Here is a 13,370-nt window from a genome sequence, read left to right on the forward strand (position 1 = left end):
CCTCTTTCCAGAGTGGCCCGATCGACGCGGTACGCGTACCTGAGAGATTGGCGGGGAGGCTTGCTCCTTCGGTGCCCGGCTGCGTTCGCCGGAGCTCTCCCGCATCGATCATGGGGCCGGTGTGGACTTGTGGGGTCAGCCTAGCGGAGCACCGGCTCACCGCGGGAGACGCACAGAGGTTGCCCTGGTCGGCGGGCCGCCGGACTCGTGCGCGATCAGTCCCGCGTGCAGGTGCCGGATGCCACGGGCGTCGACAATGCGTCGATCTGGGCCATCACCGGCTCGAGCTCGGCGGGGGTCATGGCGTAGCCGACGTTGTCGTCGGTGTCGGAGCGGGCGAACACGATGCCCGCGACCTGGCCGTCGGTGGTGAGCAGCGGGCCGCCGGAGTTGCCGGGTCGCACGATGCCGGCGATCGCGTAGATGTCGCGGGGTGCGGAGCTGTCGTCGTAGATGTCGGGAACCGGCACGGTTCCCTCCGAGATCACCTGCGCGCTGCCCGAGGTGAACGGACCGCCACCGGGGTAGCCCTGCACGACGGCGGGAGAACCGACGGCGAGCGCCGATGAGATCGGCAGGGCCCGCGCATCGAGCTGGTCGACCGAGACCACGGCGATGTCGTCGATGGGGTCGAAGTAGACCACGCGGCCTTCGCGCGCCGGCTGGCCGGGCAGTTCGACCAGGGGCGCGTCGACGCCTGCGACCACGTGCGCGTTGGTGACCACGCGATCGTCGGCCACGACGAAACCGGAGCCGCTCGAGGTGACACCACAGGCGTAGGCCGTGCCCGAGACGCGGGCGACCGACTGCGCGGCCTGCGTGAGCGCGGGGTCGTCGAGCGCGATCGAGGGCGTGGTGGGGACGGGGCCGATCTGGATGAGGTCGGGGAAGCGCGGGATCCCCCCGGCGAACACCTGACCGCGCAGGTCGCCGAGAGCGGTGCGCACCGGCGGCGGGGTGAGGTCGTCGATCGTGCGGACGACGACAGAGGAGCCGAGGGCCGCCGACACGATCGGCAAGCCCACGGGGGTGAGCGCGCCGGCGACGAACGAGATGACCAGACTGGCCGCGGCGACGTTGACCACCCCGCCGAGCAGCCGCTCGGGAACGCGCAGCTTGATGCGATCCGCGCCCCGGCGGAAGAAGCTGCCGACGCTGCCGCCGAGGAAGGCTCCGAGGAACAGCAGGAGGGTGCCCGCGGCGATCATCGCCGGCCCACGCCACGAGGGATCGGTGACCCATTGCCCGACGAACGGCGTCGCCCAGTACGCGGCGAGCGCGCCGAGCGCAAGTCCGGCGAAGAAGCCGATGGTGGCGAGGAAGCCCCGCGAGAGGCCTGAAACGAGCGCGATCGCCAGAAGGACGATCAGGGCGATGTCGACGATCGGCATCCGGACCTCCTGAATCCCTTCGAGGCTAGGACGCGCATCTGAGAGAACCCTTTCGACGCGCGGGGCCGGCGCGGCCGGGCGGTGCGGCCAGGCGGAGCTGCTGTGTCCCCCTCTCGCCGTTCGGGGCGGATCCCGCCGTTCGGGGCGGCAATTTCGCGCCCCGAACGACGGGGTGCGCCCCAAACCGTATGCGTCCGCCGCGCGATTCGCCCTTCGAGTCGGAATGACACTAAGATCGTTCCCGGAGATATGGTCACCATGACACGAACCCCTCAGCCCGAGTCCCGCGACGCCGATGTGCGCGTCGCGGTGTCGACCGTGATCTTCAGCGTGCGCCGTGACGCCGACGACGAACCGGTCCTCTCACTCCCCCTGGTGCGCCGCACGCGCGACCCCTTCGACAGGCGGTGGGCGCTGCCCGGCGGCTGGCTCGACGCGACCGAAGAGCTCGATGCCGCGGCATCCCGAACCCTCGCCGAAACCACCGGCCTCACCCCCAGCTACCTCGAGCAGCTTTACGCGTTCGGGGCGGTCGACCGCTCCCCCACCCGAGTGGTGTCGATCGTGTACTGGGCGCTGCTGCGCTCCGACGAAGTCGACGCCCAGGTGGCCGCGCACGCCCGCGAGGGCGACGCCCCCGAGAACGTCGAGTGGTTCGACGCGACCGACCTGCCGACCCTCGCCTTCGACCACAACGACATCGTCGAGTACACGCTGTGGCGCCTGCGCAACAAGGTCGGCTACAGCCGCATCGCTCACGGCCTGCTGCCCGATGAGTTCACGCTCGCCGACCTGCGCGAAGTGACCGAGTCGATCCTCGGCAAGCGCCTCGACCCGGCGAACTTCCGCCGCCAGGTCGACACGTCCGACACCCTCATCCCGACCGAGCGCTTCCGCACCGGAAGCCACCGACCCGCCCGCCTCTACCGCTACAACCGCGACGTGGAGCTCGCCGACCGCGGCCCGCTCCCGTCCCGTCACTGATCGGAAACGCCCATGTCCGCCACGCCTCTCACCCTGCAGCCCCGCCCCGCGATCGACCCCAGCGTCGATCACGCGATCCAGGCGATCGTCTCGGGCGCCTCGACCGATGCGACCTGCACGACCGACCTCGCCGTCGGCCCCTGGGACTTCGACACGCGCCCCGGCTACGGCCCGGGCTCGTCGATGGGCGACGTCATCCCCACGGGGGCGCCGCGCCAGGGCGAGTTGCCGCAGGAGTATCGCGACGCGTCCGACGACGAGCTCGACGCCCGCGTCCGCGCAGCGAAGCAGACGCTCGGCGACCGGGTGGTCGTGCTCGGGCACTTCTACCAGCGCGAGGAGGTCGTGCGTCACGCCGACTACGTGGGCGATTCGTTCCAGCTCGCGAACGCCGCCAAAGAACGGCCCGAGGCCGAGGCGATCGTGTTCTGCGGCGTGCACTTCATGGCCGAGACCGCCGACCTGCTGTCGCGCCCCGACCAGGCCGTGATCCTGCCGAACCTGGCCGCGGGCTGCTCGATGGCCGACATGGCCGACATCGACCAGGTCGAGGAGTGCTGGGAGCAGCTCGAAGACGTGCTCGGAGACCTCGAGACCCCGGATGCCGAGGGCCTGGTCCCCGTGATCCCGGTGACGTATATGAACTCCTCCGCCGCCATCAAGGGTTTCGTCGGTCGTCACGGCGGCATCGTCTGCACCTCGTCGAACGCGCGGACGGTGCTGGAGTGGGCGTTCGCGCGCGGTCGTCGCGTGCTGTTCTTCCCCGACCAACACCTGGGCCGCAACACCGCGAAGGCGATGGGCGTGCCCCTCGAGCAGATGCCGATGTGGAACCCGCGCAAGCCGCTCGGCGGCTCGACGGCCGAGGTGATCGAAGACAGCCGCGTGATCCTCTGGCACGGATTCTGCTCGGTGCACCGCCGCTTCACCGTCGACCAGATCGACAAGGCCCGCGCCGAGCACCCCGGCGTGCGCGTGATCGTGCACCCCGAGTGCCCGATGGACGTGGTCGACGCCGCCGACGAAGCGGGCTCGACCGACATCATCCGCAAGGCCATCGCCGCGGCGACCGAGCCCACGACCTTCGCGATCGGCACCGAGATCAACCTCGTGCAGCGCCTGGCCGCCCAGTACCCGCAGCACGAGATCTTCTGCCTCGATCCCGTCGTCTGCCCCTGCTCGACGATGTATCGCATCCACCCCGGCTACCTCGCCTGGGTACTGGAGTCGCTCGTCGCGGGCGAGGTCGTCAACCGCATCACGGTCCCGGCCGACGTCGCAGCGCCTGCGACCGTCGCCCTCGAGCGCATGCTCGCGGCCAAGCCGAACGGCGCCGTGAAATGACGACCGTCGTCGTGGTGGGCAGCGGCATCGCCGGTCTCACGGCGGCGCTGCACGCGGCCGAGAGCGGATGCCGCGTCACGGTCGTGACCAAGGGCGCACTGCCCGACACCAACACGCGGTGGGCGCAGGGCGGGATCGCGGCGGTCACCTCCCCCGCTGACACCGTGGCCTCGCACGCCGCCGACACGCTGACCGCCGGCGCGGGACTGAATGATCCGGATGCCGTGGACGTGCTCGTCGGCGAAGGTCCGGCCCGCATCGCCGAGCTCGTCGAGCGGGGCGTGGAATTCGATCGCGCTACCGACGGCGACTTCTCACGCGGGCTCGAAGCGGCGCACGCTGTGGCGCGCGTGCTGCACGCCGGTGGCGATGCGACGGGAACGGCGATCCAGGCCGCTCTCGGCGACGCTGTCCGGGCCTCGGGCGTCGAGCTGCGCGAGCACGCGCTGCTGCGCGACCTGTTGGTCGCGAACGGCCGCGTCGTCGGTATCGAGCTCGACGGCGGCGAGCGCGTGACCGCCGACGCGGTCATCCTCGCCACCGGCGGCGCCGGGCAGCTCTACGCGCACACCACCAACCCGTCGGGGGCGACGGGGGATGGCATCGCCGCGGCGATCCGTGCGGGCGCCGCCGTGGCCGATCTCGAGTTCGTGCAGTTCCACCCGACCGCGCTCGCCGTGGGCGCTCCGTTCCTCGTGTCGGAGGCCGTGCGCGGAGAGGGCGCGACCCTCATCGACGACACCGGCCGCCGCTTCGCCTTCGACGCCCACCCCGACGGCGAGCTCGCCCCGCGCGATGTCGTGGCCCGCGCCAACGCGCGCGCGATGGCCGCGCAGGGCGGTCGCCCGGTGCGCCTGGACGCCACCGCGATCGGCGGCGAGCGCCTCGCCCAGCGCTTCCCCACGATCGATGCCGCCGTGCGCGAGCGCGGTCTCGACTGGGGCCGCGAGCCCATCCCGGTGACCCCCGCGGCGCACTACCTGATGGGCGGGGTCGTGACCGACCTCGACGGACGCACGACGGTTCCCGGGCTCTACGCGGTCGGCGAGACCGCCCGCACGGGCGTGCACGGTGCCAACCGCCTGGCCTCGAACTCCCTGCTCGAGGGAGCGGTGTTCGGTGCCCGCGCCGGAGAGGCGGTGGCCCGCGATACGGTCTGGCCCGTCGCCCCGGTGACGCCTGCGGCTCTCCAGCAGGTTCCGGATGCCGCGGCCCCACCCTTCACGCGCGCGGCGCTGCAGCAGCTCATGTGGACCGATGCGGGGCTCATGCGCGACGCCGCGGGTCTCACCCGGGCCGCCGGCATCCTCGCCGCGTGGCGAACGGCGGCGGAAGACCGGGGCGTCGAAGACGCCAACCTCCTGCTCGTCGCCTCGCACGTGGTCGACGCGGCGCTGAAGCGCACGGCATCCGTCGGTGCGCACTTCCGTTCCGACGCGGAGACCGCTTCGGTCGCTGACCGGGCCGAGGCCCCCGCGTCCGGCGCCGACCCGCGCCCCGCCGCCCCCGCCGTCGCCGCCCCCGCGGCAGACGCCGACCCCCGCCTCGCCGCCGTCGTCGCGAGCGAGGCCCCCGCGTCCGACGCCGACCCACGCGACGCCTCGCCCGCCCGCGTGCCCGCCGCCGCGGCATCCGCCCCCTCCTCCCCCTCGAAGGTGCTCGCATGCTGACCCGTTCCGCCATCGACCGCGTCGTCTCCGCGGCTCTCGAAGAAGACGCTCCGTGGGGCGACCTCACGAGCGAGACCCTCATCCCCGAGAACGCCGTCGCCCGCGCGGAGCTCGTCGCGCGCGTCGAGGGCGTCTGCAGCGGCGCCGCGGTGTTCGCCGCCGCCTTCACCCTCACCGATCCCTCGACCTCCGTCGAGCAGCTCGTCGTCGACGGCGAGCGCTTCGCCCCCGGTGACACACTCGCGGTGGTCACCGGTCCCGCCCGCGCGGTGCTGACCGCCGAGCGCATCGGGCTCAACTTCGTGCAGCGCATGTCGGGCATCGCGACCCTCACCGCCCGCTACGTCGCCGAGGTCGCGCACACCGGCGCGCGCATCGTCGACACGCGCAAGACCACGCCCGGCCTCCGCGCGATCGAGCGACAGGCCGTGCGCGACGGCGGCGGTCACAACCACCGTTTCTCACTGTCGGATGCCGTGATGGCCAAAGACAACCACCTCGCCGTGCTCACCGCTCAGGGACTGTCGGTGACGCAGGCCCTCGAGAGCGCGATCGCGCGGCTCCCCCACACCACTCACGTCGAGGTCGAGGTCGACCGCCTCGAGCAGATCGACGCGGTGCTCGCGGCCGGGGTCGGCACGATCATGCTCGACAACTTCTCGCTCGACGACCTGCGCACCGGGGTCGCCCGCATCGCCGGCGCCGCGCAGGTCGAGGCCTCCGGGGGCGTCACACTCGAGACCGTCCGCGCGATCGCCGAGACCGGCGTCGACGTCATCTCGGTCGGAGCGCTCACGCACTCGGCATCCGCCCTCGACCTCGGGCTCGACATCCGCATCGAGACGGCGTGAGCCTCTACCTCGACAACGCCGCCACCACCCCCGTGCGCCCCGAGGTGCTCGAGGCCATGACCCCGTACCTCACCCGCTACTTCGGCAACCCGTCGAGCCATCACGAGGTGGGTGAGGCCGCGGCATCCGCCCTCGACGACGCCCGCCGTCGCGTCGCCGCCGTGCTGGGCATGCGTCCCGGAGACGTGCTATTCACCTCGGGCGGCACCGAGTCGAACAACGCCGCGATCAAGGGGATCGTGCTCGGCTCGGGGCGCCGGCATCTCGTGACCACGGCGATCGAGCACGAATCGGTGCTCGCCTCGGCCGACTACCTGCAGCGCCTGCACGGCGTCGAGGTCACCCACGCTCCCGTCGACGAGACGGGGACGCTGACCCCCGACGCCCTCGCCGCAGCACTGCGCGACGACACGGCCCTCGTGTCGGTCGGCTACGCCAACAACGAGATCGGCACCGTGCAAGACGTCGCGGCGCTCGCCGCCGTCGCACACGCACGCGGAGTGCCCCTGCACCTCGACGCCGTGCAGGCCGCGGGGTGGCTGCCGCTGTCGGGGACGGGGGCGGATGCCGTGACCATCGCCGGACACAAGATCGGCGCCCCGAAGGGCACGGGGATCCTCGCCGTGCGCGGACGCCTCCCGTTCGAGCCCCTGCTGCACGGCGGAGGGCAGGAGCGCGGACGCCGCTCGGGCACCCCCGACGTCGCGGGAGCCGTGGGCATCACGGCCGCCCTCACCCTCGCCGAGGCCGAGAGGGCCGAAGAGGCCGCCCGGGTCGGCGCCCTGCGCGACGCCTTCATCGCCCGCGTGCTCGCCCTCGTGCCGACCGCCCGTGTGACGGGTCACCCCACGCATCGCCTCCCCGGCACGGCGAGCTTCGTGTTCCCCGGCACCAACGGCGAGACCGTGCTGCTCGAGTTGGAACGGCACGGCATCGTGTCATCGAGTGGATCCGCGTGCGCGGCGGGCAGCGACGAGGCCTCGCACGTGCTGCTCGCGATCGGCGTCGACCACGACGAGGCCCGCACCGCCGTGCGGTTCACGCTTCCGCACGGCCTCACCGCTTCTCTCGACGACGTGGCGGATGCCGTCGCCGCCGCCGTCACCGCCGTAGGATCGCGCGGGTGAGTTCCACCGCCGTCACCGTCATCGTCCCCGGGTTCGACGTCGCCGAGTACGCGGAGGAGGCCCTCGACTCCCTCCGCGCGCAGACGCACCCGCACTGGACGGCGGTGCTCGTCGACGACGGCTCGACCGACGACACCACCCGCCTGTTCGCCGACGCCGAGGCGGACGACCCGCGCTTCCGCTTCGTGCGGCACGACGAGCAGCGCGGACTCGGCGCCGCCCGCAACTCCGGCCTCGCGCTCGTCGAGACGCCCTACACCGCGTTCCTCGACGCCGACGACGTGATGCGCCCCGACGCCCTCTCGCGCCTGGTAGACACGCTCGACCGCTCCGGCAGCGCCTTCGTCGTGGGGGCGTACGTGCGTCTGCGTCCGGATGCCGAGGGCCCCGGCTACACCGCAGGCGACGTGCAACCGTGGGTGACGGCCGCCACCGACCCGGCGCGCGAGGGCGTCTCGCTGGAGCAGCACCCCGCGGCATCCGGGAACATCGTCGCGTGGTCGAAGCTCAGCCGCACCGACTTCTGGCGCGAGCACGACCTGCGCTTTCCCGAGGGCCGCTACTACGAAGACCAAGTGCTCGCGCAGCGCATGTACACCCTCGCCCCCGCCTTCGACACGATCCCCGACGTGGTGGTCGAGTGGCGCCAGCGGCGCGACGGCGGCTCGATCACGCAACGCCTCGGCGAGGTCGACGTGTTGCGCGACTACCTCGAAGCCCTCGGCGAGGGGATTGCCGTGCTTCGTGCCGCGGGAGCCGACGCGGCCGTGCGCGAACGCGGGAAACTGATCCGCACGCTGGACCTGCCGCCGCTCGAGCGCCTCGCCGAGACGCACCCCGACCCGGCGTACCGCATCGCGCTCGAGTCGTTCACAGCGATGCTGCCCGGCTGACGCGCGGGCGCAGCGCGGCGGGCGCCGCGCTGCGGGTGCCGCGGCGCTGGGGGTGCCGCGGCCGCCGGGGGTGCCACGGCCGCCGGGGTGCCGCGGCGCTGGGGGTGCGGCGGCCGCCGGGATCGCGAGACTGCATCTCGCTGACATATCCGTTGCAGCCTGACGTCGGGTTGTCAGCGAGATGCAGTCTCACGCGGTCCCCATGAGTGCAGGCACCCGCGGGGGCCCGGCCCCTTCGACAGGCTCAGGGTCCTCCGACGGAACTTCGCGTCAGGCCGGAGCCTCGTCGGCGCGACGCGAGGGAAGGGCCGCGCGGGCGAGACCCGCTGCGTCGAGCTGTTCCTCGGCGAGCACGAACGACGAGGCCAGCTGCTCGGCGGCGAGGCTCGCGTACAGGCCGCCTCGGGCCAGAAGTTCGCTGTGGGTTCCCGATTCGACGATGCGGCCGGCATCCACCACGTGGATCTGATCCGCGCCGATCACCGTCGACAGGCGGTGCGCGATCGACAGGGTCGTACGGCCGCGCGACGCCGTCTCGAGGGCCTCTTGCACGATGCGCTCGGACACGGTGTCGAGGGCGCTCGTGGCCTCGTCGAGCAGCAGCACCGGCGGGTCTTTCAGCAGCACGCGCGCGATGGCGATGCGCTGCTTCTCGCCGCCCGAGAGGCGATAGCCGCGCTCGCCCACGACCGTGTCGTACCCGGCCTCGAACGACGAGATGACGTGGTGGATGTTCGCCGCCCGGCACGCGGCCTCGATCTCGTCGTCGGTCGCGTCGGGGCGGGCGTAGCGGAGGTTTTCGCGAACAGTTGCGTGGAAGAGGTAGGTCTCCTGCGAGACGATGCCGATCTCGTCGATGATCGACGCGCGGTCGAGGGTGCGCACGTCGGCGCCCGAGAACATCACGGCCCCGCCGCTGGCCTCGTACATGCGCGGCGTGAGGTACAGGATCGTCGTCTTACCCGCGCCGGACGGTCCGACGAAGGCGACGTGCTGACCGGGCTCGACCGTGAACGAGACGCCGTCGAGCGTCGGACGCGCCTGTTCGGGGGCGTCGGGGTAGCGGAACTCGACGTCGCGGAACTCGATCCGCCCGACCGGCCCGGGCGCCGCCGACACCGGCTTCGCGTCGGGCACGTCGACGATCGCGGGACGTAGATCGAGGTACTCGAAGATGCGGGCGAACAGCGCCGACGAGGTCTGCACATCGAGGGCCACGCGCATGAGGCCCATGAGGGGCATGAGCAGGCGCGCCTGGACTGTGGTGAACGCCACGATCGTGCCGGCGGTGATCGCTCCGGCGCCTCCGCCGATGAGGTAGCCCGAGACGAGGTAGATGATCGCCGGGACGCTCGACATGATGACCTGGACGACGGCGAAGAAGCCCTGACCGCTCATGGCCCGCCGCACCTGCAGGTGCACCTGGTTGTCGTTCTCGGCGTCGAAGCGCGCCGATTCGGTGCGCTGGCGGTTGAACGACTTCGACAACAGGATGCCGCTGACACTCAGCGTCTCTTGCGTGATCGCCGACAGCTCCGACAGCGACTCCTGCGTCTCGCCGGCGATGCGCGCGCGCACCTGCCCGACGCGGCGCTGCACGAAGATGAGGAACGGCATGAGCGCGATGGCGATGAGGGTCAGGCGCCAATCGATCAGGATCATCGCCACCAGCGAGGCGATCACCGTCACCGCGTTGCCGAGGATGCTCGTGACCGTGTTGGTCAGCACGCCCGAGACCCCGCCGACGTCGTTCTGCAGACGCGACTGGATGACGCCGGTCTTGGTGCGGGTGAAGAAGCCGAGCTCCATCGACTGCAGGTGGTCGAACAGACGGGTGCGCAGGTCGCCGGTCACCCGGTTGCCGACCGTGGCGGTCAGCCACGTCTGGGCGACGTTGAGCCCCGCCGAGAAGAGGAACAGCACGATCATGATGCTGACCAGCGTCGCGAGCAGCCGCAGATCGGGACTCGAGCCGTCGACGGGGAAGAGCGCGTCGTCGAAGATGCGCTGCACGAGCAGCGGAGGGATCACGGCCACGGCGGCGCCGACGACCACCAGCACGGCGGTCCAGACGATGCGCCACCGGTAGGGACGGAAGAGCTCGACCACGCGCCGACCGAGGTTCGCGACCCGCGGCGCCTGCGCGTTGCGGCGCCGCTGCGACTCGGCGTCCACGCCGCGGAACATGCTCCCGCCCATCCCGCCCATGCTCATGCGGGCCAGCCTACGTCCGACCACCGACACCGTCTCGCGAGGCCTCGATGTCGGGGCCTCTCGATAGACTCGGCGCGCCCGCCGCGGCATCCGGAACGAGAAATGTCTCGATGCCGGAATATCCCGCCGGCGGCCGCCGTTGCGTTCCCTGCAGTCGCCCGCGTGGCGCCACGAAGCCCCCCGTCTCGAAAAGGACCTCGTCATGGCCACCACCGGCACCGTCCCCGTCTCCCGGCCGAACTCCGCGCCCGCCTCGGAGGCCTCGCCGCACCGCTCCGGCCCGGTGATCGCCCTGCTCGTCGTCGCCGCGTTCGTCGTCATCCTCAACGAGACGACGATGTCGGTGGCGCTCCCCGCGATCATGGCCGACTTCGGCGTGAGCGCCGCGACCGGTCAGTGGTTGACCTCGGCGTTCCTGCTGACGATGGCCGTCGTCATCCCCCTGACCGGCTTCCTCCTCGAGCGCTTCCCGATCCGCAACGTCTTCTTCGCCGCGATGGGGGTGTTCGCGGTGGGCACGCTCGTCGCCGCGATCGCACCGGCTTTCGGGGTGCTGCTCGTGGGTCGCATCATCCAGGCGATGGGCACGGGCGTGATGATGCCTCTGCTGTTCACCACCGTGTTGAACCTGGTCCCCGCGAACAAGCGCGGCCGCGTCATGGGCGTCGTCACGATCGTCATCGCCGTCGCCCCCGCGGTCGGTCCGACCGTCTCCGGCCTCATCCTGTCCGCGCTCACCTGGCACGCGATCTTCTGGCTCATCCTGCCCATCGCCCTCGTGGCCATCGCGCTCGGCGCTCGGTGGGTCCGCAACGTCACCCAGACCCGCCCCGACGCACGATTCGACGTGCTCTCCGTGGTCCTGTCGGCGATCGGCTTCGGCGGTCTGGTCTACGGCCTCAGCGCGATCGGAGAATCGGCATCCGGACATGCGTCCGTTCCGGTGTGGATCCCCCTCGCCGTCGGCGCGGTCTTCGTCACCGTCTTCGTGATCCGTCAGCTGCGCCTGCAGCGCTCGGATGCCGCCCTGCTCGACCTCCGCGTGTTCCAGAGCCCGTCGTTCCGGCTCGCGGTCCCGCTGGTCGCGATCGTCGTGGCCGCGCTGTTCGGCTCGCTCATCCTGCTGCCCATCTTCCTGCAGCAGGCGCTCGGCCTCTCCAGCCTCACCGTCGGCCTCATGCTGCTTCCGGGCGGCGTGCTCATGGGTGTCATGGCGCCGATCGTCGGCCGCCTCTTCGACCGTTTCGGGCCGACCCCCCTCGTCATCCCCGGAATGGTCATCGCGGCCGCGGTGTTGTGGACGATGGCACTCACCTTCGACCAGAGCACTCCCATCTGGTGGATCGTCACCGTGTACCTCGGGCTGAATCTCGGACTGGGCCTCGTCTTCACCCCGCTGATGACCTCGGCGCTGGGCTCACTCCCCCGCCGGCTCTACTCGCACGGCAGTGCCGTGGTGGGCACCGCTCAGCAGGTCGCAGGAGCCGCAGGCACCGCTGGCTTCGTCGCGATCATGACCGTGTTCTCGAGCACCGCCCTCGCCGGCGGCGCCGATCAGCCCGGCGCCGTCGCGTCGGGTGTGCACGTGTCGTTCCTCGTCGGCGCGGTCATCGCGACCGCAGCGGTCGTCCTCGCGTGCTTCGTCCGCAAGCCCGCGGAGGCGGAGGAAGCAGACGCTCCGGTCATCGCGCACTGAGGCGGAACCGTGGCCGAGGCGGAAGAGGCCGGTGAGCGGCTCAGCGCGCAGGGAAGCGGAGCCAGACCGGGCCAGCGCGCTGCTCACCTCGCACTGATGCGCATACGCGGCGGGCACAGACCCGTCTCGATGTCACCCCTGGGATGCGGAAGCGGCGCCGCCAGTACGACGAAAGTGACGCGGGTCGACTAAGGCGTCGCCGCGCGCACGCGAAAGCCGCACCGTCCGCACGAGGGAGCGCGACCCTCCGCGGCTCCGCCGGCGCGTCAGCGCCGGATCAGATCGAGCAGGAACCGCCGCCGCAGCACTGCGAAGCGGAGGGCTTGTCGTCGTCGGTCTCGACAGCGGGTGCACTCAGCAGCGTGATGAGCGGCTTGGATGCGAGGGCCGTGTCGGACGTAGGTTCACCGGACATGCGCTCGATCCTACGCCTGCGCGAGAGCGCAAGGGCCGCCGCGCGGGACTACCGCCGCCCCGCGGCATCCGCAACCCCCGTCTCGCCCACGGCGGCCGTTCCTAGCGTGGGATCACCCCCGATCGACAACAAGAGAGGCGTTCGACATGACCGATCTGAGCGGAAAGCGCATCGCGTTCCTGGCCACCGACGGATTCGAAGACAGCGAGCTCACCAGCCCGTGGGAGGCCGTGACCTCCGCCGGCGCGGAGGCCGTGCTCGTCTCGCCGAACGACGGCAGCATCAGCGGCGAGAAGGGTCACGAGCAGAAGGTCGACCTCTCGGTCTCCGGTGCCTCTGCGGGCGACTTCGATGCCCTCGTGCTCCCCGGCGGCGTGCAGAACGCCGACGACATCCGCATCGTGAAGGACGCCGTGTCGTTCACCCGCGGCTTCTTCGACCAGCACAAGCCGGTCGCCGTCATCTGCCACGGCGGATGGATCCTCACCGAGGCCGACGTGCTGAAGGGCCGCACGCTCACCAGCTACCCGACGCTGCAGACCGACCTGCGCAATGCCGGCGCCACGTGGGTCGACGAAGAGGTGCACGTCGACCAGGGCCTGGTCTCGAGCCGCAACCCCGACGACCTGCCCGCGTTCAACGCGAAGCTCGTCGAAGAGGTCGCCGAGGGGAAGCACTCCGGCCAGACGGCCTGAGCTCCCCCGTTGACGAGGGCCCCGGACTCCGGTCCGGGGCCCTCGCTCGCGTGAGGGGTCAAAAAGTGTCGCCGAGGAGTGCGCCAGGCG

At 71.5% G+C, this 13,370-nt stretch carries 11 protein-coding genes and 1 riboswitch; of the genes, 8 read left to right on the top strand and 3 right to left on the bottom strand.

Features of this window, described 5'->3' with window-relative positions; all coding sequences use genetic code 11:
• Positions 1–17: 17 nt before the first annotated feature.
• A riboswitch (glycine riboswitch) is annotated at positions 18–112 on the bottom strand.
• Between the two features lie 103 nt (positions 113–215).
• On the bottom strand, positions 216–1,391 hold the full coding sequence (locus tag FS769_RS16120; RefSeq protein ID WP_144835200.1) for a MarP family serine protease: 1,176 nt from the start codon (positions 1,389–1,391) through the stop codon (positions 216–218).
• Between the two features lie 258 nt (positions 1,392–1,649).
• On the opposite strand from FS769_RS16120, the gene FS769_RS16125 reads away from it, so the two are divergent.
• The 6 genes from FS769_RS16125 to FS769_RS16150 are packed head-to-tail and all read left to right on the top strand — an operon-like array spanning position 1,650 to position 8,260.
• Positions 1,650–2,375, top strand: a complete 726-nt coding sequence (locus FS769_RS16125) for an NUDIX hydrolase (RefSeq protein WP_396652426.1) — start codon at positions 1,650–1,652, stop codon at positions 2,373–2,375.
• A gap of 12 nt (positions 2,376–2,387) precedes the next feature.
• Positions 2,388–3,719 carry a quinolinate synthase NadA gene (gene nadA, locus FS769_RS16130; protein WP_144835202.1) on the top strand — a complete coding sequence of 444 codons (1,332 nt, stop codon included), beginning with the start codon at positions 2,388–2,390 and terminating at the stop codon, positions 3,717–3,719.
• Entirely contained in the window at positions 3,716–5,389 is a 1,674-nt protein-coding gene (gene nadB, locus FS769_RS16135; RefSeq protein WP_144835204.1) for an L-aspartate oxidase, read from the top strand. Before nadA ends, nadB begins: the two co-directional genes overlap by 4 nt.
• Entirely contained in the window at positions 5,383–6,240 is an 858-nt protein-coding gene (gene nadC / locus FS769_RS16140) for a carboxylating nicotinate-nucleotide diphosphorylase (protein ID WP_144835206.1), read from the top strand. Before nadB ends, nadC begins: the two co-directional genes overlap by 7 nt.
• On the top strand, positions 6,237–7,367 hold the full coding sequence (locus FS769_RS16145; RefSeq protein ID WP_144835208.1) for a cysteine desulfurase family protein: 1,131 nt from the start codon (positions 6,237–6,239) through the stop codon (positions 7,365–7,367). The genes nadC and FS769_RS16145 overlap by 4 nt, the downstream gene beginning before the upstream one ends.
• A complete protein-coding gene (locus tag FS769_RS16150) occupies positions 7,364–8,260 on the top strand; it encodes a glycosyltransferase family 2 protein (protein WP_144835210.1) in 897 nt (298 codons plus the stop codon). The genes FS769_RS16145 and FS769_RS16150 overlap by 4 nt, the downstream gene beginning before the upstream one ends.
• Before the next feature lie 270 nt (positions 8,261–8,530).
• Here FS769_RS16150 and FS769_RS16155 read toward each other — a convergent pair whose 3' ends face one another.
• Positions 8,531–10,468 carry an ABC transporter ATP-binding protein gene (locus FS769_RS16155; protein WP_230704945.1) on the bottom strand — a complete coding sequence of 646 codons (1,938 nt, stop codon included), beginning with the start codon at positions 10,466–10,468 and terminating at the stop codon, positions 8,531–8,533.
• A gap of 208 nt (positions 10,469–10,676) precedes the next feature.
• Between FS769_RS16155 and FS769_RS16160 the strand changes: the two genes are divergently transcribed.
• A complete protein-coding gene (locus FS769_RS16160; protein WP_144835215.1) occupies positions 10,677–12,170 on the top strand; it encodes an MDR family MFS transporter in 1,494 nt (497 codons plus the stop codon).
• 277 nt (positions 12,171–12,447) lie between these two features.
• Here FS769_RS16160 and FS769_RS16920 read toward each other — a convergent pair whose 3' ends face one another.
• Positions 12,448–12,585 carry a hypothetical protein gene (locus FS769_RS16920; protein WP_186325600.1) on the bottom strand — a complete coding sequence of 46 codons (138 nt, stop codon included), beginning with the start codon at positions 12,583–12,585 and terminating at the stop codon, positions 12,448–12,450.
• Positions 12,586–12,731: 146 nt separating this feature from the next.
• Here FS769_RS16920 and FS769_RS16165 point away from each other — a divergent pair, with 146 nt between their 5' ends.
• A complete protein-coding gene (locus FS769_RS16165; RefSeq protein ID WP_144835217.1) occupies positions 12,732–13,280 on the top strand; it encodes a type 1 glutamine amidotransferase domain-containing protein in 549 nt (182 codons plus the stop codon).
• Positions 13,281–13,370 lie beyond the last annotated feature (90 nt).

It is taken from the genome of Microbacterium sp. BH-3-3-3 (genome assembly GCF_007679045.1).
Taxonomy (GTDB): Bacteria; Actinomycetota; Actinomycetes; order Actinomycetales; family Microbacteriaceae; genus Microbacterium; species Microbacterium algihabitans.